This window comes from Arenibacter algicola (assembly GCF_000733925.1).
GTDB lineage: Bacteria > Bacteroidota > Bacteroidia > Flavobacteriales > Flavobacteriaceae > Arenibacter > Arenibacter algicola.
Genome location: NZ_JPOO01000001.1, coordinates 1,597,079 through 1,624,060 on the forward strand (window position 1 = coordinate 1,597,079; position 26,982 = coordinate 1,624,060).

20 protein-coding genes are annotated in these 26,982 nt (G+C 38.0%); 8 read left to right on the forward strand and 12 right to left on the reverse strand.

Going from position 1 to position 26,982, the window contains the following annotated elements; translation table 11 throughout:
* The first annotated feature begins 5 nt into the window (after nt 1-5).
* Together U735_RS0106970 and U735_RS0106975 are read left to right on the forward strand one after the other, a co-directional pair.
* Nucleotides 6-2,063 carry an ATP-binding protein gene (locus U735_RS0106970; protein WP_031443137.1) on the forward strand — a complete coding sequence of 686 codons (2,058 nt, stop codon included), beginning with the start codon at nt 6-8 and terminating at the stop codon, nt 2,061-2,063.
* Nucleotides 2,060-3,184 (forward strand): hypothetical protein, encoded by a 1,125-nt coding sequence (locus tag U735_RS0106975; protein WP_031443138.1) that lies wholly within the window; start codon nt 2,060-2,062, stop codon nt 3,182-3,184. The genes U735_RS0106970 and U735_RS0106975 overlap by 4 nt, the downstream gene beginning before the upstream one ends.
* Nucleotides 3,185-4,055: 871 nt before the next feature.
* On the opposite strand, the gene U735_RS0106985 is transcribed toward U735_RS0106975, so the two are convergent.
* From U735_RS0106985 to U735_RS0107005, 4 genes are all read right to left on the reverse strand, one after another.
* Nucleotides 4,056-5,708, reverse strand: coding sequence for a RagB/SusD family nutrient uptake outer membrane protein (locus U735_RS0106985; protein ID WP_031443139.1), 1,653 nt, complete (start codon nt 5,706-5,708; stop codon nt 4,056-4,058).
* 12 nt (nt 5,709-5,720) lie between these two features.
* Nucleotides 5,721-8,852: a SusC/RagA family TonB-linked outer membrane protein gene (locus U735_RS0106990; protein ID WP_198036617.1), complete on the reverse strand. Its 3,132-nt coding sequence runs from the start codon at nt 8,850-8,852 to the stop codon at nt 5,721-5,723.
* Nucleotides 8,853-9,500: 648 nt separating this feature from the next.
* On the reverse strand, nt 9,501-10,412 hold the full coding sequence (locus U735_RS0107000; protein ID WP_031443141.1) for a YihY/virulence factor BrkB family protein: 912 nt from the start codon (nt 10,410-10,412) through the stop codon (nt 9,501-9,503).
* A 116-nt stretch (nt 10,413-10,528) separates the two neighbouring features.
* Entirely contained in the window at nt 10,529-11,014 is a 486-nt protein-coding gene (locus U735_RS0107005) for a response regulator (protein ID WP_142189475.1), read from the reverse strand.
* A gap of 214 nt (nt 11,015-11,228) precedes the next feature.
* On the opposite strand from U735_RS0107005, the gene U735_RS0107010 reads away from it, so the two are divergent.
* The 5 genes from U735_RS0107010 (at nt 11,229) to U735_RS0107030 (ending at nt 14,403) form a co-directional block, all read left to right on the forward strand.
* Nucleotides 11,229-11,633, forward strand: a complete 405-nt coding sequence (locus U735_RS0107010) for a VOC family protein (RefSeq protein ID WP_031443143.1) — start codon at nt 11,229-11,231, stop codon at nt 11,631-11,633.
* A 198-nt stretch (nt 11,634-11,831) separates the two neighbouring features.
* Nucleotides 11,832-12,077, forward strand: a complete 246-nt coding sequence (locus U735_RS0107015; protein WP_031443144.1) for a hypothetical protein — start codon at nt 11,832-11,834, stop codon at nt 12,075-12,077.
* Nucleotides 12,078-12,408: 331 nt separating this feature from the next.
* Nucleotides 12,409-12,615, forward strand: coding sequence for a hypothetical protein (locus U735_RS0107020; RefSeq protein ID WP_031443145.1), 207 nt, complete (start codon nt 12,409-12,411; stop codon nt 12,613-12,615).
* 310 nt (nt 12,616-12,925) lie between these two features.
* Nucleotides 12,926-13,093 carry a lmo0937 family membrane protein gene (locus U735_RS25525; RefSeq protein WP_103103992.1) on the forward strand — a complete coding sequence of 56 codons (168 nt, stop codon included), beginning with the start codon at nt 12,926-12,928 and terminating at the stop codon, nt 13,091-13,093.
* 287 nt (nt 13,094-13,380) lie between these two features.
* Nucleotides 13,381-14,403 carry an AI-2E family transporter gene (locus U735_RS0107030; RefSeq protein WP_031443146.1) on the forward strand — a complete coding sequence of 341 codons (1,023 nt, stop codon included), beginning with the start codon at nt 13,381-13,383 and terminating at the stop codon, nt 14,401-14,403.
* A 480-nt stretch (nt 14,404-14,883) separates the two neighbouring features.
* Here U735_RS0107030 and U735_RS0107035 read toward each other — a convergent pair whose 3' ends face one another.
* The 3 genes from U735_RS0107035 to U735_RS0107045 form a co-directional block, all read right to left on the reverse strand.
* Entirely contained in the window at nt 14,884-15,069 is a 186-nt protein-coding gene (locus tag U735_RS0107035; RefSeq protein ID WP_031443147.1) for a CsbD family protein, read from the reverse strand.
* Nucleotides 15,070-15,250: 181 nt separating this feature from the next.
* Nucleotides 15,251-17,566, reverse strand: coding sequence for a translocation and assembly module lipoprotein TamL (gene tamL / locus U735_RS0107040; protein WP_031443148.1), 2,316 nt, complete (start codon nt 17,564-17,566; stop codon nt 15,251-15,253).
* A gap of 4 nt (nt 17,567-17,570) precedes the next feature.
* Complete coding sequence (locus U735_RS0107045) at nt 17,571-22,559, reverse strand: translocation/assembly module TamB domain-containing protein (protein ID WP_031443149.1); 4,989 nt, start codon at nt 22,557-22,559, stop codon at nt 17,571-17,573.
* Nucleotides 22,560-22,884: 325 nt separating this feature from the next.
* On the opposite strand from U735_RS0107045, the gene U735_RS0107055 reads away from it, so the two are divergent.
* On the forward strand, nt 22,885-23,781 hold the full coding sequence (locus tag U735_RS0107055) for a DUF808 domain-containing protein (RefSeq protein WP_031443151.1): 897 nt from the start codon (nt 22,885-22,887) through the stop codon (nt 23,779-23,781).
* A 48-nt stretch (nt 23,782-23,829) separates the two neighbouring features.
* Here U735_RS0107055 and U735_RS25530 read toward each other — a convergent pair whose 3' ends face one another.
* From U735_RS25530 to U735_RS0107075, 5 genes are all read right to left on the reverse strand, one after another.
* The gene (locus U735_RS25530; RefSeq protein ID WP_069859068.1) at nt 23,830-24,045 is read right to left on the reverse strand and encodes a hypothetical protein; all 216 of its coding nucleotides are present in this window, start codon (nt 24,043-24,045) and stop codon (nt 23,830-23,832) included.
* A 1-nt stretch (nt 24,046) separates the two neighbouring features.
* Entirely contained in the window at nt 24,047-24,715 is a 669-nt protein-coding gene (locus U735_RS0107060) for a hypothetical protein (protein ID WP_146032832.1), read from the reverse strand.
* 76 nt (nt 24,716-24,791) lie between these two features.
* Nucleotides 24,792-25,880: a hypothetical protein gene (locus tag U735_RS0107065; protein ID WP_146032833.1), complete on the reverse strand. Its 1,089-nt coding sequence runs from the start codon at nt 25,878-25,880 to the stop codon at nt 24,792-24,794.
* Entirely contained in the window at nt 25,864-26,409 is a 546-nt protein-coding gene (locus U735_RS0107070) for a hypothetical protein (RefSeq protein ID WP_031443154.1), read from the reverse strand. Before U735_RS0107070 ends, U735_RS0107065 begins: the two co-directional genes overlap by 17 nt.
* On the reverse strand, nt 26,409-26,948 hold the full coding sequence (locus U735_RS0107075) for an RNA polymerase sigma factor (RefSeq protein WP_031443155.1): 540 nt from the start codon (nt 26,946-26,948) through the stop codon (nt 26,409-26,411). The genes U735_RS0107070 and U735_RS0107075 overlap by 1 nt, the downstream gene beginning before the upstream one ends.
* Between the last annotated feature and the right edge of the window lie 34 nt (nt 26,949-26,982).

Genomic DNA, 26,982 nt, shown 5'->3' on the forward strand with positions numbered 1-26,982 from the left:
ACTTAATGTTAAGAGATGATAAACAAAGAGTAATAGGAAAGCTTATTACAATCAATTCTGAAAAATTCACCGTAGAGTTATTTAATCAATCTATCAACTTTACCATTAATGGATTTGATGATATTTATCAATATGCTCAGATAAATGGCTATGTTATCTTACCATATCAAGATTTTTATATAGTTGCTGAAATATATGGCGTTAGAGAAAAGGATGCTGATTTTAAATGGAAAGGAGAAAGGGAGCAAGTATTAAGTAAATCAAATTCAGTTAAATATATAGATATTTCTCCAATCGGTACCATTCAGGATAAGAGATTTAAGTATGGACTGTCTATTTTTCCTACTCTTTATTCAGATGTTTTGTACATTAAGAAGGAGGAGTTAGATTTAATTTTTGATGTGACCTACACTACAGAGCAAATTCCAGAAACAGATTTTACAAGACTAAAACTTTTAGAAGTTGGCAGTTCTACAATTTTTCCGGATTATAAAGTTAAGATTGACATAAATGGATTTTTTGGATCCCATTCTGCTGTTCTGGGAAATACAGGAAGTGGCAAATCCTGCACAATAGCTTCGATGATTCAAAATTTATTTCGAAAGGAAAGCTTTAGTGCGGTTGGAGCAACGTTTATTTTTTTTGATGTAAATGGAGAATATCATAAAGCATTCAGTCAAGTAGATAATATTGATATAGAGATTAAATACTTATCAATTAACGAAGTTAGGAATAAAACTAGTTTTAATTCTGTTTACGATGAGCTAAAAATTAACGATCGGATTATATATGAAGAATATAAATTACCTCATTGGTTTTTAAATATTGAAGAGTGGGCATTACTCCTTCAAGCAAGTGAAAAGACGCAACTACCAATACTTAGAAAAGCATTAGGGATAGCCTCTATAATATCTAATTTTGAAAACGGAGAAGAATATAATAAACAACTGAACTCAATTTTGGCAACTGCAATTGGTCAAGTATTGAGAGCAGATTTAGGAAGTCCTTCAAAACGAGATCGTATAGTTTCCATATTAAACAAATACAAAACAGATGATATAAATTTATCAAAGGCATTTAAATATTTTGATGAAGCTGGAAAGGAACACAGCCTAATTAAATATGATGACAGAAAACCACCCGTAGTCTGCACAATTGGCAATTGTTTAATGGTTCATTTTGGTGGACTAGTAGGAGCCGAGAACCTAATACAATATATAGAGAAAACTGATGACAGAGGATATCTTATTCTTGCTCCTCCTGAGGTGAAAATCCCTGAATTTTCTGATGACACCTATTTTTCCTTTGAATTGTTGGAAGATGCTTTGGATTTGGCAATCCTTCATGAAGAGGCTTATGGAAATAAGCAAATACGAGATTATTGTTCATCACTTATTACTAGATTTAAAAGTTTGAAAGCCAGAAGTGAATTTAAATTTTTAACTATTGCTGATAAGCAGGAAAACCAAAAAACGTATATAAACAATTTATTAGGATTAAGTACTAATGAAAATAAGAAAACACAAATTACAATTATTGACTTAAACTCTGTCGAAGATGAAATAGTTGAGGTTACTTCCTGTGTTTTATCAAGAATGATTTTTGATAAGCTAAAGAATTATAGTCCTAGAAATTCTTTTCCAGTTAATTTAATTTTAGAAGAAGCACATAGATATATATCAAATAATGAAATAACCTCTTTTGGTGATGCAAATCGAATTTTTGACAGGATAGCTAAAGAGGGTAGAAAGTATGGATTGTTTTTATTGATATCTTCACAACGGCCAAGTGAGCTATCCAAAACTGTATTATCTCAATGTAGTAATTTTGTTATTCATAGAATTCAGAACCCTGATGATTTATCTCAGATAAGACAAATGACGCCACATATCTCTAACAATATTCTAAGTCGATTACCATCTATTCCAAGACAACACGCGTTAGTATTTGGACAATCGGTTCAGATACCAACATTATTTAGAGTGTTGGATGCAAATCCCACACCTCATAGTTCTGACAATGATATTTCAAAAAATTGGTTTAAACCAAAACTTGTGGAATGAAATCAAGCAAATACAGTAATAACTCAATTGAGAATTTGAAAATCACCTATTATTTAGGGGCTGGAGCGAGCTATAATGCTGTGCCAATTTGGCAAGCTCAAAGCAAATCGATGATTCAAGTTGCAGACAATGTTGTTGGAGAGATAACTGATAAAGACTTAATTATTAAGGAAGATGGAAAACATCGGAATCTTTACAACGATAAAAAGCTTCTGAATATTTTCACAGGACTAAGAAAGTATGGTGAATTAGCAATGGAATATGGATCTATAGATATATATGCACGAAGGCTACATTTATTAGATAGAAAAGGTGAATTAAATGATTTAAAATTTTATTTGAGTATTTACTTTGATTTATGGGAAAATGAAATAGCACGTGGTAGGACTAAAAGTGGGCTAATTGAGAACAAGCAAGAGGTCTATACAAAAATTGATAAACGCTATTTCAGCTTATTATCGGTCTTATTAGAAAAGTGTGAAACTTTTCCAAAGTTGAACGAGAATGTATCGTTTATAAGTTGGAATTATGATTTGCAGCTCGAAAGGGCATTCGAGTCGTTTCTTTCGCAAAAAACTTCATCACTTGTTGAATTGAATGACTATTTCCATTTTATGGAAAGTAATCAAAGTTCATTCAATAATATTATTCATCTTAACGGATTTAGAGGAATGTTCAGATACCAAAAGAACTCTTATGAGACTGTTCAGGGAAAAAACTCAAAGAATCTTTATTCTTATTTAAATACTCTTATTGAGAATTATTCTGAGTTCAATAGAAGTATTATGGACTATCAAGACACAATTAAATATGCATGGGAAAAAGACTCAAAGAGCTTGGAAAATGCGAAAAAGAGAATGCATGAAACTAATATTCTTGTGATTATTGGATACTCTTTTCCTGCATTTAATAGAAAAATTGATCAAATTCTTATTGATGAGTTTGTTAAAGGAACCGATGTCAAAAGAGTTATTTACCAAGATCCAAATGCCAATGAGGATATTATAACTTCAATTTTTGGTGGTTCAGAAAATGTTAAATATGAAAAGTTAAACACAGAACAGTTTCATGTTCCACATGAATTTTTGTTTCCTAGAAGTACTAAGGAAATAATAATGTGAATGATGGAATTAATTGTGAGTAAGAAACGAAAAAGTGATTAGGAGGTTCGATTGACATAAATTGTATTAAATTTTTCATTAATTTTACGTTGTAAAAGACTCCAAAATAGGCTTTTAAATATGCCATTTTCAACCGAGTTAAGATATCGGTTAACCGTACTGAAAATTGAATGTAAGTAATTGATAATTAGCGTATTGAGATGTGGTTCTTAGGACTGTCATCCCGACCAAGCGGAAAAGTGATTTGCGAAAGTAGATCACTTTTTGATTTTCAGTGAGAGCCTATAATTTTGGTTCGAATCCGACCATTCTTTCAGAGCTCCAAGGTCCATTTAATATTTGGTATTGGGTTCTAAGTCAATATCTATCATATGCAACAGCTTAAAACCGGGTTGTTTTGTCCCTACACGGTCTAATGGTTCTAAATCGATGATTTCTTTTTCCTTAAATACCTTATATGGTGCTGGCTTTGTAAATCTGCCGCGATTGGAATCTTAGTATACATGCAGCTCCTTAAATCTTAAGCCGACGTACAATTGCTCATGAAAATTGGGATGGTATTCCTTGAATTTTGCCATTTGCTCTTCCGACAGCTTCGCAAAATATTGAGCATACATTTATTAAATATGGGCCCTGTTAATTTGGTAAACGCTACGTCATATGGCGTAGCAAAGTTATTTAGGTTACCCAAAACCATAATTTGATTTGTTTTAAGACTGTAAGTAAACCTTACAGCTCCATTTTCTAGTGCCGTTGTATTTTATTGAGCGGTCACCATGCCCACCAGAGCGACAGCAAATAGTGTAAAAAAAAAAGGGAGTAGAATTAATTCCACTCCCTTTTTCAATCTAACTTAAATTAATTCTCTAGCTTAATAACCTGGGTTTTGGGTAGTAAGTGCGTTGCCGCTTTCGTCTTTGCCTCCAGCATCGATTTGAGATTGAGGTATTGGCATATATTCATGCTTGCCTGCAACAAACGTAGCACCGGTTAAAAAGCCTCTGGCTATCTGTTCTTTTGCTAAATAGGTGTTTATAACATCTGCTGCTATACCCCACCTTACTAAATCAAAAAAGCGATGACCTTCGTGTGCCATTTCCAAACGACGTTCCGTTCTTAAGGCTATTGTAGCTTCTTCTTTTGAAGCAAAGGGATCATCATAGGTGTCGATCAAATAGTTGGCTGCATTTGCAGTGCCTTCGAGGTTTTGAATATAACTACCTGTTTTTGCACGCTCCCTTATCATATTTATATAAGTTCTTCCTTCTTCCAAATTCTCCAATTCTATTTCTGCTTCTGCTTTCCAAAGCAAAACATCGGCATATCTAATAATGCTATAGTTGGCAGCTGTTACATAAGGCCAAGATTGCAAATAAGCAGGATGATTTGCTGAGATTACTCTTTTCTTAGGTCCATATGGGCCATAAGTAGCTAGATCCCTGGCCCAACTTTCTTCATAGTTGATCTCTAAATCTTTGTAAGGAATCCCTGGTCTTCCAATGGTAACATCCAACCTTGGGTCAACATTATCACTTTCGGTAACATCATCATTTCCAATTATAGGCATTCCGTCAACATCTGTTTTATACGCATTTACCAAATTTTGGGAAGGACGTAAAAAGCCATATGCTGCATATCTTGGACCACCTGGAGGCATTAAACGATCACCTATAGACCCATTATAATTACTGGGTGAACCATCATTTATTGAATATTGAATGGCAAAAACAACTTCTTCACCATTGTCGTTTTCAGGAATAAATATTTCACTGAAATTAGGGGTTAAACTATAACCTCCTTTAGAAATAACTTCGTCTGCGGCATCACTGGCCAACTGCCATTCTCCCTGGTATAAATATGTTTTACTCAAGTATGCCCATGCAGCGTATTTGGTTGGTCTTCCTGGATCTGCCTGAGTTTCTGGTAATACGGCAATGGCTGCATTAAAATCATCTTCTATTTTTGTCCAAATTTCTTCAGGAGTAATTTGGGTGTTTGACAAGTAATTTCCATCCTCATCCGTATAGGAGATTCTATTGTAAAGTTTTTTAAGTTCAAAGTAAAAATGACCTCTTAAAAAACGCATTTCGGCAACGCGTTGCGTTTTGGTAGCCTCATCAAATTCGGTAGTATTTTTTAAGGCTTTTAAAACGGTATTTGCACGATAAACCCCTTCATAGAGTACGCTCCATTTTTGAACAACATCTATAATTTGTCCATCAATATTGTAAATCTCCATTCTGTGAATTTGGTTTTGGTCACCTGTACCGCCACCACCTTTATAGGCATCATCAGAAAGCACATCTCCAAAACTCCAGTTGGATGCTGGCGAGTTAAAAGCATTGGAGGCTTCATTACCTTGTCCATTTAATATGCTGTAAGCAGAGATTACCAAAGATTCTATGTTTTCGGGTAATTCAACCTGATCGTCCGTTAGCTCTCCAAATGGTTCTTTTTCCAAGAACTCATCGCTACAAGAGGCTAGTAACCCAATTAAGGCAAATAATATGATTATATTTTTCATTTTGTTATTTTTTTAAAAGTTGAAATTAAGACCTAATGTAAATGTCTGTGAACTTGGGTAAATACCTCTGTCTACACCAATATCCAAGTTACGGTCATCGGAATCGTAATTCTGTAATCCAATTTCCGGATCCAATCCTTCATATCCTGTAATGGTAAATAAATTGTAGGCTTCCAAATAAACTCTAATACGCGAAGCTTTTATTTTTTCAGCTACATTCTCTGGAAGGGTGTACCCCAATTGAAAAGTTTTTAAGCGTAAAAATGAACCGTCCTGTACATAATAAGAAGAAGGTCTAATATTGTTATTAGGGTCATTTAAAGAAACTCTAGCCAAATCGGTATTCGTATTTTGTGGTGTCCAAGCATTTAGAATACGATCATTCTTATTGTAGTTGGCCAAGTTGAAAAAATCAGTATAGTATCGCGACAAATCATAAATATCATTTCCTTGCGAACCTTGAAAGAACAATGTTAAATCCAATGCTTTGTAATTGGCCGTGAAGTTAATACCATAGGTGAAATCTGCGTGTGGAGAACCTATAAAAGTACGATCGCGATCATCAATAACATTATCGTTGTTGATGTCCTTAAATCTATAATCCCCAGCAACTGCACTCGACTGATTACTAGAGGCCGCTTCTGCATCGGAAGCAAAAATACCTTCTACTACATGACCATAGAACGAAGCTATTGGTTGTCCAACTGCAGTTCTTGAGGTACTCTGGTCAAAATTTACGCTATGTAAAACCCCAGGGTCTGTTTCTATGAAATTAATACCTTCTCCTAAAGACAATAATTCATTATCAATAACAGAGAAATTAACCCCTATATTAAAGTTAAAGTCCTTTGCACGGTCACTTTGATAATCTGCGGTAAACTCAAAACCTTTGTTTTCCATCTCGCCCACATTCTGCCATTGACCGCTATTTGAAAAACCTGCTTGATCTGGTGCCAAGGTTTTAAACAATAATAAATCTTCTGTGTTTTTATAAAAGTAGTCCGCAGAAAAAGTCAGGGCATCATTGAGAAAGCCAAAATCCAAACCAATATTGGTCTGTGTAGTTGTTTCCCATTTTAAATCGGGATTCGCAATTCTGGATAATGTAAAACCAGTTTGTGTGCTATTTTGAGCTCCATCAATGGCGTAATTGGAATAGTACGGATTACTGCAATATCCAGATAGTGTTTGGTAAGCAGGGATGTCCTGATTACCTGTTACGCCCCAGCCGGCACGTATTTTTAAGTTGGATATAACCCCTTCATTATTAAAGAAGTTTTCTTCGGATATTTTCCAGCCCGCTGATAGTGCAGGAAAAGTACCCCATCTATTATTTAACAATTTAGAAGTACCATCACGTCTCAAGGTAGCAGAAAACAAATATTTATTATCGTAGGTATAATTTAATTTACCGAAATACGAGAATAAGGAGTACTCTATTTTATCACCGCTATTCGTTTGTGTGCCTTGGTCACCTGCATTTAATATTCTAATGTTTAGTTCATTGGTAGGAAGATCATCAATAGAAGCGGTTGTAACTTCATATAGATTTTCTATGCTTTCAATCCCGACTAAGGCACTAAAATTATGTTTGTCGGCAAAAGTTTTTGTGTAATTCAAGGTATTCGACCAAACCCAGTCGAACTGCTTATTATTTCTGACAGATAAACTATTGATTACTCGCTGAGGATTTGGCTCCTTGTAAGTAGGACTAAATGATGTTCTGTCTGATGTAGTATAATTAAGTCCAAAATTAGTTTTGAATTTTAAGTCTTCAAAAAGTTGAATTTCGGTAAATACATTACCAAATACGCGTACCCTGTTTTCAATATTATCTTTATTTCGGTATAAATTACCCAATGGATTTTGGGTATCCGATAATGGATAACCAGTGAATTCTCCATTAATATCATAAACTGGAGCAATACTTGGAATTCTGAAGGCGTCGTAAACGGCATTGCCCAACAATGAATTAGTACTGGTGCCAACACTTTTGGAGTAGACAACGGTAAGGTTTTCGCCTATTGTTACAACATCATTGAACAATTTGTAGTCCGAATTTAAACGTGCGGTAATTCTACTAAAATCGGTGTATTTCAAGGTGCCTTCTTGATCAAAATAGCCTAAAGAGAACATACTATGCGACTTTTCACCTCCTTTGGCCAAACTTAGGTTGTAAGATTGAATAATGGCTGGATCAAAAATTTCGCCGACCCAATCCGTGTTGGCGGAAGGAATTGTATTTTCAGCATCCAAAAAATCAGGAATTACGGGTGTAGCACCGTTGCCATATATGGCATGGGCAGGTGTTATTCCATCATTGGCAAAACCTTGCCAATATACATTCCCATAATTTTCCGCACTTAAATTATTCGGTAAATTAGTAGTGTTCTGAATACCGGAATGCATGTTGATGGAAACTTTTGTTTCGTCAGATTTTCCTTTTTTTGTAGTAATGATCACAACACCATTTGCGGCCCTAGATCCGTAGATACTCGAAGATGATGCATCTTTTAATACTTGAAGGGACTCAATATCGTTAGGGTTGATAAGATTGATACCTGAAGTTGTAGGTACACCATCTATTACATAAAGAGGATCGTTATTTCGTATCGTACTATAACCTCTAATTCTAAGGCTGCTTGGGCCACCAGGAGAGGCCGAGCTTACCACGTTAACACCAGAAACCTGGCCCTGTAGCATATTGTCGACACTAGCAACAGGCTGGCTTACAACACCACCCATATCAACAATAGCGACGGCTCCAGTTAGATCACTTTTTCTTTCTGATGTATATCCTGTAACTACTACCTCGGATAATGCAGCGGCATTCTCCAATAAAGTTACAGAGATATTAGCCTCTCCGTTTAAGCTGACTTCTTGTGTGTTAAAACCTATATATGAAATGACCAAAACGGCATTTTCATCGGATACATCTATTGAGAAATTACCATCAAAATCAGTAGTAGTTCCGTTAGTGGTACCTTTTTCCATAATACTTGCACCTGGGAGCGGCTCTCCTAAATTATCTGTAATGGTACCTGATACTGTTTGTTGATACGCGCTATATTCAGCGTTTATAATATCGTTGTTTACATGTGCATAACTGTTGGAATATAGCGCAACGAATACTAGTAAAAACAACGAACCAATCTTTGTTCTTTGCGATTTTGAATACGAACATTTAATGTTCTGTCGAGGGTTTAGCATAATAAAAATAATAGAGTTTTGAATTTGTTTTTTTGTTTTGAATGTTATACTTCGCTGCCATATACTTCAGTTGTGTACTAATAAGTATAAAGGGCAAAAAGTACTTTGGGGTCCCAGTTTATCTGGAGAGTTTCACGTCATATTTAGCTCATTTAATTTTCAGGGTTTTTTTAAAAGCGCAAAATTGAAAATTTAAATGCGGGTTAAAAAGGACATTGTTATTGTTAAAGAAAGCTTAATAAATACATTATTAAAATTTAATATGGGAAGTGGTGGAATTGGACAAGCTTCACTTATTGGTTGGTTTGGTCTAGTGTGAATTCAGTAGAGAAATGGGTACTATGAACTGTTAAATCAAGTTAATAGGGAGGCTGTAGCCCTTTGTCTGGTAGGCAGTCTAAATCTTAGCTGTAAAAAATGAAAATAAACATTAGCTTAACATTGGCATCGAGTTTTAAGATTTATGGGATCAAAATGTGAGGAAGCAAGGGAAATTTGGAGAAGGTGCTTTCTGCCATATCAATTGATTCCATGCCGTGTAAGAGATCGGCTAAGCCCTAAGAATATATCTTCTTGATGGCATTAACAGATATCCTCCCTGTTAACAGCCCGACTGTTTGGCTTAATGCCATACCCAAATTTTTCGGCATAGTTATAGGTGAACTCGGCCCCAAAGAATAGGATCAGGCAGGAGTAGGAAACCCATAAGAGAATTAATACAATGGTACCAGCTGCCCCGTAGGTAGACCCTGGTTCTGCCAGTCCGAAATAATATCCCAGAGCCGATTTTCCCAATACGAATAGAAGTGCCGTTAAAACTGCGCCTATCTTCACCGAAGGCCATTTTACTTTGGCATCGGGAAGGTATTTGAACATAAGGCCAAAAAGTACCGATATTATGGCAATGGAAATCAGAAAATCAATTGTGTAGGCCGCATAGAGCAGCACATCGGGAAGAACCTCCCGTATAAAGTCGTTGAGGATCGATATGGCGGCCGTGACCATAAAACTGATGAGCAATAGAAAGCCGATCGCCAGGATGAAGGCAAAACTTAACACACGGTCTATGATCACTTTTTTTATTTTGGCCTGTGGGTCCGGTTTAATTCTCCAAATGGCATTCAATGAAATTTTTAAATGATAGACTACCCCGGTAGCTGCAAAAAGAAGTATGCCGATACCGATAATGGAGGATAGGGTACTTTTTTCTACGCTCTGCGTTTCCTCTATCATGGCCTGAATGGAGGTTGCAGCATCACTGCCAAGGGCCATTGAAAATTCGTCTGTAAGTTTTCCCTGTACTATTTCCGTTCCCCACACTGCCCCCACAAGATTTACAATAATTACTAAAAGGGCGGGCAGGGAGAGAATGGCGTAATAGGCCACAACCGCACTGGACCTAAAAGGGTCGTTGGACAACCATGACTTATAGGTGTCAACGATTAAACCAGGTAAGGCTTTTAAGGAAAATTGTCTGCTCTTATCTTTGCTCATGCTTATTTTAATTTCAACTGAAACTGCGGAGTAATCAACTTAATTCAAAGGGCAAATTTACCTTGACTTAAACCCATATATTTTTAACCCCGTTCCAATGGTGTTGCAACTTCTTTTTAAACGTGGATAATGAAGTTGCCGGCCGTTAGGTTGCGATTATCATAGGTATAGGTTTTGATGCATTTGTACAACAAGGTTTTAAGTTGGTTGAAGGAGCTGGGTTTTTTTAGATAGCAATTGGCCCCCATTTCCCGATATTTTCCAACTTCTTTTTTTTCGAAGCTTGTAGAATAGATAATGACCGGTATGGAACTGATACGCTCTGTTTCCCGAATTTTTGCTAAGCAATCCGCCCCGTCCATCAGGGGCATATTTATATCCAGGAAGATTATATCCGGCAAAGGTGTTTCCTTTACCACGAGCCTTCCCACAAGATATATGCCATCCCGGAAATTATAGATTTCACAGTTAATGGGCAATTCTGCCAATGCATCAGAGAAAAGTATTCTGTCCTCTTCGTCATCGTCGGCAAGATAAATTTTTATTTTTTTGCTTTCCTTGGTCATTGGTTTGGGTGGCATATTCAAAAATGATGTATTCAAGATAAAGCATTTTGTTCAATCTTAAAACCGTAATAGTCAATGAATTAAAAATTTATGCTTTGGCGTTATTTTTTCGGCATTGAAAAGGTCCCATTGCCCCATTGGTATAACAAATTATGGTCTACCCTTTATTCGCGGCAATATTAAATCCGATAGCGCAGCCCAAATTGCTATTTTTTAAATATGTTGAAGGTGAACTAAAAAAATAAAAAAAATGAATGTACAAGCGTATTTGGCATTTTCGGGAGACTGCATGAAGGCAATGAATTTCTATGCCGATTGTTTTAATGCCGAGATTACCAATAAACAAACTTATGAAGATTCCAAGATGGATATTCCAGAATCGTATAGGCGCAACTTGCAACATGCCGAGTTAAAAGGTAAGGGAATCCACTTAATGGCCTATGATGCTGCCCCGGATACACCGCTAAACAATGGAAATAAAATTCACTTGGCCATAGACATGGAAAATAGGGACAAAGCCAAGGAATTGTTCAGTAAGCTCTCCAGTGGGGGTCAGGTAAATCACAACTTTAGTGAAAAAGAGTGGGGAGCCATGTATGGCCGTTGCACCGATAAATTTGGAATTCATTGGATGGTAAATTGCAACCTGCAATAGAAGGGCCTACTAAAAAAAAACGGTAATCAATCCGATTATGATTTTCTTTTGAAAATAACTTGGTATATGAAAAAAGAAGAATTATTGGCGAAAGAATTGTTCAATGTGTATGCAATTGGCAAATAGGTAAGCCGTTACTTTGATGAAAGTGAAACTGGTTTTCTTTCCAAAAGAGTCCTAAAGATTCTAATTCAATATGTGAGGTTCTGCAAAACCAATAAAGAGCTGGTCTACAAAACTTTAAGAAATTTGGTCATTAACCCCGGAAATTCCACCGTTTCCATTGTACGGGAGATTACGGAAAACCTTCAAACAATTGCTACCCGGAAGGGGTGTGGCAATGAGGTAAGGAAGCTGGGCTATACCATGTCATTGAACCGTATTATAAGCTACCCTGAGGCCAATATTGATAATCTCGATTCTTGGAACCATGTTATGGTATAAAATCAACGTTTATTTTATAATTGAATGGGGTCCATTTGTATTTAATCCTTCTAGGGAGGATGCATAAAATATTGCATGGAGTTAATTTTCATATCGATAGCGATATGGTTTATTTTTTTTCTTAGCTAAATTGGTTACTAAGTGAAGGGGGGCGTCAACAGAATAATCAGGATATTATTTTGAAATGGACTATTGTATTCTTTATGCTGACTATTATAGCTGCTATTTTCGGTTTTGAGGTATTTCAACTCCTGTGGGCACCATAGCTAAAGGTTCTTTTCTTCGTTTACTTGATACGGGTAATTTATTATCAACCTAAAGCCTTAATTAGATGGATGCACAATCATTAAGAACCAGAGCGTTTATAGAGACTTATAAATTGATGCGATCCAAAAAAGGTGTGTTCAATTTGGGTACTGATTTTGAAAATACCCAAACCCCGGATATACAACCTTGCAAATTGGAGTATGATGAAGTTATGCCCCAGGCCAAAAACACCTTTTTAACGACATACGATCCACTTGAGAGTATATATTGATTGCCACTTGTAGTTGCGACAGGAGAACAGCATAAGACCCAAAATGCTACAACGCCCTTTTTGCTTTACAGTGCAATCTTAATATTGCAATAATTCTAAATTGTTAGCGGAATAAAACTAATATCCATTTTCGTCCACAGCAGGTTAATAGTGCAGCATATTTTAAACCTCGATTGCATTAATAAATTTAGCTATTGAATTACGTCCCGTTAATGGAATGGAATAACTTTAGATAGTTTGGAATCATATGGGCAGCCTCAGCTGAATATTTTATTCTGGACATAAATTTTAATAACTAAAACATTAAATTATGAGAAGCATACTTTGGTTGGTCGCTGTTATCTGTATTGTTATTTGGCTCTTGGGTTTCTTCGGTATAGTTGCCGGTATGGGAACCACTAATCTGATTCATATTCTTTTGGTAATCGCCATTATTGCCGTACTTTACAATATTATATCGGGCCGTAAGCCTCTTTAAAATTTTATTATATATTAGCTAGGAGCACTATATCCTTATAGGTGAGTTCCCAATTGGATATCCAATAATGCTGAAAGGCTAAGGTGGAGACCAAGCTGGGGAATCGATAGATTATGTATTTATAGAAATCGTAAGCTTGCGATTTGTTTTTGAATGTACTATAGTGTGGGATTATACCATACCCATGGATAATAAGGGTATTTGCTTAAATGATCAACTAGTAGATAATTACGATATAAAATCACTTTCCAACATAAATTGGCCCTATTTAATCTGGCAATAGAACTATGACGCAAATCAATCCCAAAGTAATCCGACAGGTATTTATCTTACTGCTCATAATTATGTTGGGAGGACTTATTTTTCAGGCAATTCTTCCTTATTTTTCGGGGGTTTTAGGGGCAATAACGATATATGTGCTTTTGCGCAGGCCAATGGAAAAACTTGTTGAAAAGGGATGGCACCCCAATCTAGCCGCTATTATCCTGCTCATAGGGTCTTTCGTATGTATTTTATTACCCATTTCAGGAATTGTGCTTATGCTGGGGAACAAGGTAGAGAGTGCCGTTCAAAATTCCGAAAAGGTGATTTCTGCCGTGGAAAACCAAATGGAAAAATGGGAAAACATGTTTGGATATGATTTTACATCCCAAATAGATGCAGGAGCCGTATCTACATGGTTGTCCAATAACCTTCAGGGCTTTGCCGGTGGAACCTTCAATATTTTTATTGCCGTCGCCATTATGTATTTCATGCTTTTTTATATGCTTACCAATCGTAGGGAATTGCGGGAATCTTTATTTGAGTACATTCCAATAAGCAAGGAAAATTTAAAAATAATAGGAGAGGAAGTTAGGGCTATGGTACGTTCCAATGCCCTTGGTATTCCACTAGTGGCCATGGCGCAAGGAATTATTGCGTTGATAGGGTTTTTGGTATTTGGGGTTCAAGCCCCCTTCTTCTGGGCGGTTATCGTTACCATTGGTTCTATGATTCCCTTTGTAGGTTCTTTGTTGGGAATCGTTCCAGTCTTTATATTGTCGCTCTCCGGAGGTAATACTTTTCAAGCATGGGGAATTTTACTGTACGGTTTTATTGTGGTAGGGGCTACGGATAACCTATTTCGACTTTTTGTTCTTAAAAAATTGGACAATGTACATCCGTTGATTACGCTGATCGGAGTAATTGTTGGAGTACCCATTTTTGGTTTTATTGGACTGATATTTGGTCCCCTTCTTATTAGTCTTTTCCTGATTATTGTACGAATGTATAAAAAGGAATACGCCAACGATAATAAGGAAAGGCTTTGATTTTCAATATAATTAGGTCTTTTTGAAACAGTTGGCTTCTTATTTTCCAATTAGCCTTTTATTTGCGTTAGTGACCGCGGCGGCATCCCCGCAGCAAAGCAAGGGATTAAGCCAAGGGCACGACCGACGAAGGAGGGAACGCCCAAAATAATTTAGCGAAACCCTATGGTAATATAATTTGCACCGATTTTGAGATACGGATTCTTCCGATTTTTATTAGTGAAACTCAATTTTGAGAAGTCAGTAAGACGCACTGAAAATTGAAAGTTAAACTAATCCCGCCTTTTTCGGCGGGATCTAGGTTCAATACCTCGACCCTTGGGTCGATTTCTATTATTGGGTTCAGGGCTTGCCCTGAGGTTTAATACCTCTTATACAATAAATTTTTTAGCTTCATTCTTTACAATTATTGAACAAAAAAACAACCCCCACAAGATTGTAAGGGTTGCTGATATGATATTTAAGCTTTTGAGTTCGACTCTATAGATTGTCGATCTCTTCTTTTAATTGCTCTTTTCTTTTTCCGGTCTTTTCTTGCAACCGGCCTAAGAATTCTTCAAACTTACCTTCTGAATAAGTTAGGTCATTGTCTGTAAGATCACCGTACTTTTGTTTGAACTTACCTTTGACTTGTTTCCATTTTCCTTCCAATTGATCACTGTTCATAGTATTTTTGTATTTATGGTCTGCAAAAAAAAGGCAGACAGGTTAATAATTCATTTTGAATAAAATTAGACCTAAATACCAATAGACAATAATTCAAAAGATTCCATTTTTGATCCATTTACTTGATAATGAATATTTTAGTATTTTATTAACAGGGTAGCTCCTTAAATTTTAGGAACCGTTAAAATGGGTATCCGATGGCGAAATTGAAGATGAGATTATTACTGCCCCCGTCAAAAAAAGGAATTCTGATACGTTCTCCTTCGGGCTGGTAGGGAACCTGTAAAGGAGAAGCTAAATCGAAGCGCAAGACAAAGCTTTGTATATCTACCCTTAGGCCCAAACCAAGGCCAATACCTAATTCCTTTGCCCAATCTGAGCCAAATTTTCCTTTGGCAAGCAATTCTTCGTTGAATTCGCGACTTTCTACAGATTCATCCTCTGAAATGTCTATTTCATTGGTCAACCATACGTTTCCGGCATCTGCAAAAATGGCTCCCTTAAAATAGGACCATATAGGAAATCTGTATTCCAGATTAGCCTCCAATTTTAGATTCCCAGACTGGTCGAAAAACGAAGAGGTGCCGTCTTCCACAGAATTGAAGGTGCCTGGTCCGAGCGATCTAATATTAAATGCCCTTACGCTATAGGGACCGCCAGAAAAGAATTGCTTTACAAAGGGTAGGGTGGAGGAGTTGCCATAGGGAATACCCCATCCGCCATAAAGTCTTGCCACCAGAGCCTGTTCTTTGGCCCATTTTATATAATACCGAAAATCAATATCGGCCTTGGCATATTGCGCATATTCAAGTCCAAAAATAGTTGTTTTTGAACCGCTAAGGAGATTTAAGGTGTTTCCGGCAATATCCAAATTTGTTGAGACGAAGATTGGATTTGTTTTATTGGGGTCTACCAATTCGTTATAGGTGAAGGTATAATTGAGTCCAGCAATGAACTGCTGCTCAAAACTTTGACTTAGAAAAGGATTATTTTCCAAAATGGCCGTAAATTCTTCCGTGGTATTGGAAAGGTTTACATAATTTACATTAATTGGATTGATTTCGTGATAAACAAATCTATTGGCATTCCAGGTATACCCAAAGGAGGTATTGAACGAGCTTAGGGTATATAATTTGCTTCTTTTCAGGAAATCCGTTCCCAAGCTTATTTTGGTTTTGGGTACGGCATATTTAAAACTTCTTGGCGAAAACGGAAGGAGGGAGGGTATTATGAGATCTATTTTCAATCCCCCTGCAATACTGCTTAGGCCAGTATTCTTTCCACCCGATAGCTGTGTCTCATAAGCGAAGTTTCCGGTTATGCCGAAGGTCTCGCCCCCTCTGAAAAGATTTCGGTTGTTGTAGGTTACTGCTAGCCCGGGACCGGCAAAACCATTGGATTTGGTTACTCCCTGCAATTCCGCACGAACCGACCTCTTGGTAAGGGGCGAAAGGTAAATGTCTGCGGACAAAGAACCTACACTATCGGTTGTTGAGGTATCTTTTTCATTGAATCTAATGTTTACGAATTTATAGGTACCTAGGGAGGATAGGCGATTACTGGTGAGGCTGGCCGTTCTTGAATTGTATTTATGACCTGGCCCGAATAAGATATAGGGCTCGAGTTTTTTAGGTTTAAAAAATTCTTCTTTCTGAAAAAAACTTATACCGTTGATCGTTGAGGTGCCGGGGGGAGCAAGGGTATCCGTATTGATCGAATAGTTGGGAAAAACGGAAATGGAATCAATAGTATAGGGAATTAGGGACTTTTTGGGAACGTTTTTTTTAAGCCTCAAAAAAAGATCGGACTTCTTGTTGTCATAGCGATTGGTGTCGACTTCAAAAATTAAAAAATCCGGATTAAAATTGTAATATCCTTTTTGTTTTAGTTCCTGGTCTATACGTTCCCTTTCGTATTTCATCAGTTCCAGATCGAAGCGTTTTCCTAGCTTAATCTCTGTTTGGGCCAGTGCCTTGGATATATCGTTATAAATTGGCAGGGAATCTTTATCCAACTTAAATTGTTCAAGGGTATAGGGTTTTTTTAGTTCCACTTGGTACTTAACCGATGCATGTTTTTGGGCACTGTCCAATTCGGATGTTGCTTTGCTGTAAAAAAAGCCACGATTGTCCAAACGGTTCAACATGAGTTGCTCTATACGTTGTGGATTTACATCGGATAAGTATACGGGTTCTTCTCCCAATTTTTTATTGAGCCATCGGTTTAAAAAACCTGGTCTTTTCTTCTGGGCTTTGTAGTGAAAGTATAGGCCTGGTCTTATTCCAAGGATTTTGGAATTTGGTTCAGGTTCAAGAAGGGTATGCAGTTCTTGGGAAACTTTTTTAGTGTTCCCTATGTCTTTATCGGCTTCAATGTTGATCTTGGAACCCGTATATAAAGCCTCCCCGTTAGGGATAAATTTACTTACACCGCAGGAATATAGACTTGCCGTTAATAGCAATATAAGCGTATAGTAATATGTTATGGTCGCCTTCAAAATTCTATTCTTTTTTTTGATCTTCCCTCTCCTTGTCCTCTGCTTTATTTGTCTCTTTCAGAGGGTTGAACAACTGACTAAACTTATTGAATTCCCTATTAAAAATAAGGGCTATTCCCGTGACGATCAATTGACCGTCTATAATATTTTCGTACTCGTTCTTTCTAAAGCCCCTTAGTCTATAACGCCCATCTTTGGTAAGTAAATACTCCAGACTTACGTTCCCAATTATTGGGGTTTCTTCTTGGCCTGATTGCGCACTCCCCTCCACATCCACAGCACTTCCTGCCGTTACCACCAGCCTGTCATCGAACAATTTTTTTTTCGCATTGATGTTCAATTGGGTCCGGTCCTGTGGACTATCTCCCTGGTAATCCGTAAAACTGTCCAAGTCAAAATCGACCTCAAATCCGGATTTGCCAAAAACCTTGTCCGAAAAGGCATTTATCTGCCCGGATAGGACCTTGTTTACATTGTCCCTGGCAATGGCCACCGTACCGCCACTACTACCATCGCTCCCGGAATCGGGGTAAAACCTATTAAGTGCCAACAAGGAAAAAACCTGTTTGTTCAACTCGGATTCTTGTTGGTTCAACTGTTGTACCCTACCGTAAACGGCTCCTCCAAGGGAGCCTTGTTCGTCTTCGGGCATATCCAGTCTAAAGGACAACTGCGGTTGCAACAATTCCCCTGCAACATTAAGGTATACCAAAAAGGGGAGTACTTGGCGGTATTTGTTGGTAACGCTTATATCTTCACCGGAAATAACGGAGGACATCAGGGGTGATGCCGAAGTTTCCACTTCGTATACCGCGGTTACGTCCAGTTTGGCGTCTGTTGGGTCGCCCTGCCAAACAATGGTACTACCAGGGTTGATTTCAAACCTTCGTTTTACCAGATTGTATAAGGAAGTCTCGTAATGCCCGGAATTTAGTTCGTACCGGCCCGATAGATTTGTTGAGCCGTTGGGTTCTATATTCAGATTTAGCGTAGCGTTTCCAGAAACTTTAAGGTTGTCACCAGTACGTTCATCTATGATGATATTAAAATCCGAATCGTCAGCGATTTCCAAAATAATATTGACGTACATTCCTGAAAAAAAAGCAGGGGTTTCTTCCTGTTCAATTCTGGTTAGGATGGCATCGGGATTTTCACGGTTTACAAAAAGAACTACTCCATCGCGCTCCTGTATATCCAATTGAGCTTTGGGGACTACATAGGTAATGTCTGTTATTTTTCGGACTCGGATCTTCCCTTCTATCACCGGGAGCTTTAAATAGCCTTTGACACTCAGGTCCAGATCAAAACTCGACTTGCCATAAAACAATTCGTTGTCCTCTTTGGTAGAGTTTAGGGCTTGAAATTGTTCGGCACTTAGGCTCAGATCAAATTTTGGATTTGTAAATTCTTCAGTGCCAATGGAACCATTCAAATTAAAATTACTGCCATTGGCGTCCGTAATCTGAAAATTGTCCATATAAATCCCTTTGTTATCAATTTTGAGGGTTTCATCGGAAATCTTAAAAACAGAATTCAAGGTAGCCACATTAAAATCGGTGTCCTTAAAATTGACGGAGCCGGAATACATGGGGGAAGCTGTTGTCCCGGAAACATCAATATTTCCGGAGAGCGTTCCATGGGAATCTTTCAAACTTCCCTGGGAGAATTTTTCTATAAACTGGAGGTCAATCCTATTTAGATCCAGATCCAAATTTAGTTGTGCACCAGTTTCGGATGCGGCATAATCCCCGTTGAGGTCAATATCTGCGCCCCCGCCTTTTAGGGCCAGATTAAAATCGTAGGTTCCATTGGTTACGGAATTGGCATTTAGACTTAGATTGCCAAGCGCATGTTCCAAAATTTCTAAATCGGTTACATTAAAATCTGCCACAATTCCGGTGGCTCCAAATAGATTTTCAAGGGTAAAATCCCCGTTCACAATCCCAGATGCCAAAGGCCTATCGGGGTTAAGCATGCCTATAAAGGTCTGTAGTCTAAATTGCTCAAAGTTTAGCCTAAGAGGTTTTTCCTCCGATTCGGATTCTACACTTACAAGGCTCAATTTTTGTGCATTTCTTTCCAAGGATACATTGTTGAATTCCAAAAAGTTTTCGCCAAAGGATATACGATTGTCCTCTGGAATGGTCCATTCCTTCTTATTAAATATTAATCCCAAGGGATTGATATGGAGTAGGGTGGTGTCCTTGGCCAAAGTTATTTCGGAAGCAATGTGCGTTATTTTTTCATTGCCATCATAAGAACTGAAATCCATTAATAATTTCTTACTGTCCAACCTGCCCTCCAATATGGTTCTTCCAAGGTCCACCGGATCGGCCAGGAGCTTGGCCAGACCTGCCTTAAAATTGAGATTGCTGGCATCTCCGTTTATAGAAAAGCTTAGACTATCCAGTGCCATGCCCTTATATCTGGCATAGGGTATTTGTAAGGCCGACACCAAGGTTCTTTTGGCCGCATCAAAATTTGCATGCGCACTAATGGAGTCTAATTGTTCCAAGTCCTTTAAAAATACCTTGGTGATAATGGAATTCGGAATCAATTTCATATCCATTTGTAGTTTTAAGGTGTCGGCAGGGGATGTATGTACTATTGAATCTTGAAAATAATTCTTAAAATATTGTTTTAAGGAAGTGTTTATGCTTTGGGGAGAACCGTTGGAATATAAATTCCCTGTTAGAAAATCGCTTATTATAGCAATCTCCGTATTTAGGGTGTCAATTTTGGATTTAATTTCCACTTCACCCATTTGGTATTGTTGCCCATCATATACGGCTACCCCATTTTTTACCGAAGCCCCCATTATAAAGTCTTTTGGGTTACCTATAAATTCAGCTTCCATTTCCAGCCCAGCCCTTATATTTTCGGTAGTAACCTCAAGGGCTTGAAGATCGGCACCAATTACATTTAGATTTAAGCTGTATTTAGAATTTGTGGAATCCAGATCTATAACTGTCTGGGAGGTGAAATTCAGGTTGTTATCTTTAAAATTGAGGTTTATGTTGCCTTTTCCGTCGCGGATTTTTCCATTGAGATCCAGCTTTGAAAAATCGTAATTTTTGAAGCTAAGCTGGTCGAATTTGGAATCTATTTCGGCGTTCAAGGTATTCAGGCTGCTGCCGCTTCCGGATGCATTTATAGTGAATGCCATGGTGCCCAGCTGATCATTTTGCAACAACTTGCCCAATTGTAGGTCGTTTACTTGAAGGTTGCCGTTGAAACTTATCGTCTCCAAATTGGAATAGTCGCCATTGATTTGGGCACTGCCTTCGGGAATTTTTACAAGGGCCTCCCCGGAGACGTTTGTTAAACTGCCCTTTGCCCGCGCCTCGACCACAATAGTTTTGGGCAATGAAATGTTCAGGTCCTTTTCGTTTACAAATAATTGTAGATCGGCAATGGTGGAGTTGGCCCTTAATGTTGAGATGTCAAAAGAAAGCGAATCGGGTTCAGTAAGCCGGAATAGGCGGCCTTCGCCAGTCAAGGCAGTATTGCTCCAGTTTAAATTTAATTCAGGCAAGTTCAAATCAGCCAAAGTGCCCTGTACACTTAAATTTCCATTAATGGGATGTTGTTGGCCAATGGTAAAATATTCATTCTGGGCAAGGTCGGGTTGAAAATAGAGGGCGTCCTGAAGTGCGAGTCTTATTCCGTTCAATTGCAGGTCAACCTTGGTGTTTTCTGGGAAATCTATCAGTTTTTGTATTGAAGGGTAGTCCAGTTTAAATTCGCCCGTTAAGGAACTTGAAGCAGTCTGCATTTTTAATCCGGAAATGGATGCCGAGGTATCATTTAAATGGGCATGCATAGCCATTTGGTTTAGAGCAAAGCCACTTTTTTCCACGAATGAAAACCGGTCTAACTTTAGGTTGATATTTTCAGGTTGATAATTGAGCTCCGTTGCGTTCAAAGTAAGATTGGACAGCCCTATATTGTTGGGGTTGAACTGCCCTACCTTTGATGGAGTGTTGTTTAAGAGGTATTGGACCGAATTGTTTTCGAGAGAAATTTTATCTGCCGTTAAGACGAAATCTGGCCATGAAAAGTCTGACTTTTTTGAGGCGATCGAGGTAGAATCAGTAACCTCCAGATCATCCCTTTGGAGTTGTAGGGAGAAGTCCGAGTTTTTTAGGGAGAGCAAATTTATGTCCACCTCGTTTTTTGCTAGATCTGCTTTGGGGAGATCCAGCTTGAATTCCCCCAATCTTACCACAGCCGTTATATTATCTGGAACGGAACTGTAATCCAATTGAATATTGTTCAAATTCAGGTCATTGACCACCAAGTAGGGAAGTGCAGTTTCGGGATCGTCCTGGGGAGCAAAGGCTTTGCTTTGTTTGTATTGGATTTTTGTATCCGATAGGGCCACTTGGTCCACCTCGTAATGCATGGTTTCAAGATCGGTCTTGTTGGCATCCAAATATAGCGTACCCAGTGTAAGTTTAGCCTCCAAGCCCGAAGCACTATCGTTATAAGATATCTTAAAGTCGGAAAAATCTAGAGTACCTATTTTCACCTTCATAGATGCTGCCTCCGGCTGTTGTGGAATGGAGTCTTCTGGGGCCAAGGCGTCAATGAGAAATTGGTAATTAAATTTCTCCGAATTGGAATTTCTAGCAATATAAGCACGTAAACCCTCCCACTTAACTGACTTTAAATTCAATTCATTATGGAAAAGCAGGGCTCTAAGAGGCACATTGGCCTCCAAGGTTTTGGAATAGAGTAGGGTATCCCCTTTTTTATCCTCCAGATATAATCCCTTCAAAAAAGCGTTCCCTGAATAAGTTATAAAAAGTCGGTCTATTTCAACCTTGGTATCGGTCTTGTCGGATATGTAATGTGTTACTTTGTTTACTATAAAATTCTGGGCCCATGGACTTCTAATGATAAGTACCAATGCGATAAAAAGCAAAGCAAGTACCAAAACAACTTTGGCGGCCCTTCTAAGAAATCGATATTTTGACTTGGTTGTTGTCATAGTTCGTAGCCCAAAGATCATCATTAGCGAAATAGAAAATGCGCTTTTACGACACTTATGCTAACTTATTAAATAAAATATACGGTTAAAGGGTATTAGTTCAAATATATTGGGCAATAATTGGCAGGTTTGGTTGATGGCTAAAAGCATATTGGGGCAAGATTGGATTTTATTGAGCCTGGATTTTTGGGGAAAAGGACCTATTCTTGTAATTAAAATGTAGGTGTAGAAATTATAAAATATATTTGCCGGCATGGAGCCGTAGTATTGGGGACAAAAAAAAGAATAGCGAAAAAAATAATATTAATTAATAGCGCGTAATTATATGGCATCAGGATTTTTTGCTTTGCTGGACGATATCGCCAGTTTAATGGATGATGTTGGGGCAATGACAAAAATTGCAGGTAAGAAAACGGCCGGCATTTTGGGAGATGATCTGGCGGTAAATGCCGAAAAGGCTTCTGGTTTTGTTTCCTCACGTGAAATTCCAGTGCTATGGGCCATTACAAAAGGGTCCATACTGAACAAATTGATCATTCTTCCCATAGCTTTTCTGCTCAGTGCTTTTGTGCCGGTTGCGGTCACGGTAATCTTGGTGTTGGGCGGACTTTATCTGGCCTATGAAGGGGCAGAGAAGATCTATGAATTTTTTGTACCCCACAAACACCTAAAGGAAGCGAAAGTAAAAACCTATTTGACCAAAAAAGAAATCTTGCTCTTGGAGAAGGAAAAAATTAAATCGGCCATTATAACCGATTTTATTCTCTCCGTAGAAATAGTAATCATAGCCCTGGGCACGGTTGTTCAGGAACCCATTTGGACCCAGGTAATGGTAGTCACCATAATAGCTCTGGTGGCAACGGCAGGGGTTTACGGTATAGTGGCGTTGATTGTTAGGATGGACGACTTTGGATTAAAGCTTATAGAGCTCAACGGTAAGAAGCACAGTATATCCGATTCTATTGGCAGGTTTTTAGTAGGAGCACTGCCTATAGTCATAAAAAGTTTATCGGTAATAGGAACCATTGCCTTGGTGCTGGTGGCCGGAGGCATTTTTGTACATAACCTGGAATTTCTTCATCATTGGCTAGAGGCCTTGCCGGCCATAGCGGGGGAATTTTTGGTCGGTCTGGTAATAGGTTTCCTTTGTTTATCGGTGGTAATGGCTTTTAAGAAGGTTTTACCCATGATATGGCCAAACCGCAAAATCGATCACAAATAAATACTGGTAAATATTCGATTTAAAACCAGGAAGAGGCCATTTTGCCGATTACTCCAAATTTGATTGCAGCACTAGATTATTTCTTAGCTCCATGTCCGATACCCATTGGAAATTAATTGGATACCACTGGTCCCTGGGGATTGATCCCTTTGAGGCTTGAACCATATTTCTTTTTAAGAAAACTTGATTGTTCTCCGAGAATACGTGCTGGGTTTCAATAACATCATGGCAGATGCAGCAAATGCTTTTAGTGTTATTTTTCATGTTATATATTCTTTTTATACCTATTCCTTCCCATATTAAAAATGCCTACTTTGACTCCTATTCCCGCGGAAAATCCGTTTATGTCCTTAATGGGGGCAAAGCTCTTGGCATCGTTGAATTTACTTGAAAATCGATATTTTATTCCAGCTTCCAATTGTAAGTACCTGGAAATGTTGAACAAGGCGTTTATCCCGGGTTCAACTATAAAAAAGGCCTGAGCGTTATCTTCAAATTCGTCCTCGTCAAAATCATGGTCGCTATAATTGTCATCTATATAGCCCATGCCGCCTGCACCTATCAACACCGGAAAAGAGAGGTTTACTCGGTGTTTACTAAATAAAATAGGTTCTAAATGTAGCCCTCCATAAGCACCGATAAGATCTTCGTCATACATGGATATTCCCCTATATACGTTTTGGTCCGAATAGAAGAAGGTGCCCACAAAACCTATTTCAAATTGTTGGTTGGCCACATAGGCCACTTTCAAACCTGTAAAGAAGGTGTCCTTGTCCTCAATTTCTCCATAGTGTGTAGTAAGACCTAAGTAGACCCCATGTACTACATTCTTTCGATCGTTAAACTCTACATAATCGCCAGAGGTGTCCTGGGCAAAAGTTGGAATAGTGAATCCCAATAAAAGGGGAAGTAAAATTACTTTGTTTAATTTCATGCTGTTTGATTTTTGATTGATGATGTTATAGTAGACAACAAATGCTGTAAAAAGTTGCATTTTTTTATACTTTTTTTTAAAGTTCCTTTAAAAGAATGACCCCTTTTTCACCTGTAATGGAAATGGAGCCCTGTTTGGAATTGCCATAGGTCGCTTTTATATCGCGTATTCTTTTTCCCTTATCTATCATTTGGGTTTCTACGTTTTCGAAGGTTTTTGGCAGGCGCAACAAGCCTTCTTCCAAGGTAGCATTAAACCTGAAGGAGAAATCCTGAACATTAAGGACAATTTCCGAAGATTGTTGCTGAATTTTGATCTTGGCATCGGCACTATGGATGTTCATTACTTTAAATTCCGCGATTTTCATGACCAGATCTATTTCATCATCCATATTCTCCAATGTTACGTTGGAGAATTCCAATGCCCCGTGTATGTCTTCCACGGCATCAATGGTAATTTCATCTTTGCTGGAATAGATTTCCAAGGAGGAAATCTCCTCCAAATCTATTGCTGAACCGCTACTGGTCAATCTTAGGTCCTTGGATTTACCAAGGGATAAACTGCCGTTTTTTAAATTTATACTGCCAAAGTTTATGTTTTTAGCCTTTAACTTGCCGTATTTTAAAGCGATGTCGGCGTTTTTAAGGTTTTTGTTGATCCAAATATCTCCATGCTGTACGTCTATTTTTAATTTTCCGGTCCAATCCTCCAGAATTACGTCACCAAACTTATTATTGATATCCACTACCGCATTGGCCGGTAAATAAATGGAATAGTTGATCTGTACATTACTTCGGTCAAAGTCGAACGGATTTGCCTTATTGAAATACTCCGCTAAAAAACCTTTGTTCTTTTCGGAAATTTCCGAAGTAATAGCCACAAAATCGGACATTGTCTTAATTCTAGGCTCAATACGATCCAATAGATTTTGTGCATTTTCCCTTTTTTTATGGGAAGTAACAATATCTACGGTAATCGCGATATTGTTCTTGGACCATCCGTGGATAGTTATGTTCCCATATTTGTTCTCTATTTGGAATTCTCCCGCATTGGTCATTTCAAAAGTCTCCGATATAGTTTTCGATACTCTTTCCTGGCCCATCATTAAATTGGCCATAAGGACCAAGGCTATGCATAATAGCGAGTTTTTACAAGGTGTATCCATAATCGTCATTTATCATTTTTGAATCGTTTATTTGCCTCAATAAGTTTTCTATGAGTTCAATCCTTTTTTTATAATTGCCAATAATGGCTTCAAGGACTCTTTCGTTGCCAAGGTTTTTTTTCATTTCCAATTTTAAAACTCCATATTCTTCATCCAATTCGTCCATAAACGATAGAAATTCATCTTTGTCTTCCTGGGATAGGTCGGGATGGTCTTTTACCAATTGTACCTGGTGCTGTACCAAGTTGCTATAATGCATATCAATGTCCAGAAGTTCTTGGGAGACCACGCTGTTCTGCCCGTCGGACTGGTATCCGCCATAGACCGTTATGCCTATTAGGGAAGTCAAAAGTAAGACCAATACAATACTGGCTGCCACACGAAATAACGGGGACTTCCATAATGGAACCACCTTTGGTTTCGTATTGGACAGTTCCGATTCTATTTTGGCCCACATTTTAGCTCTGTCCGCCTTGTGTTCATCGAACAATGCCTTGTTATCCCTTATATGTTTTTCAAAATAATCCATTACATTTCTTTTACAATTTCAAGTAACTTTTTCTTTGCCCTGTGGTACTGGGATTTGGAGGTGGATTTTGATATTTCCAATACTTCACCAATTTCTTCATGATCGAACCCTTCAATCAAGTATAGTTGTAGGATCTGTTGGTAACCCGGTGGAAGCTTTTTAATGCCTCTTTTCACCTTTTCAATATCTATCTCCTCTACATTTTCAATAGGTTCTTCAGTGAGATGGTATTCATGGTCCATCATTGGCACTAAAGGAATCCGTTTTAGTTTTAAATGGTTAATACTTCTATTGATGACAATTCGTTTTAGCCATGAACCAAATGTGCTCTCGTATCTAAAATTCTCCAAATTCTTAAAGGCTTCAACAAAACTGTCCTGCACGGTATCTTCAGCATCTTCCTTACTGCACAACATCCTCATACTAACATTGTACATAGCATCTACATATTGTTCGTACAATTGAAACTGTGAGTTACGGTCGCCCAACTTGCTCTTTTCAACAAGCTCCTGGTGTGTAAAACGGATATTGGTTTTCAACTAATAAAATGGTTTTAACGGTCAAATCAGGGGG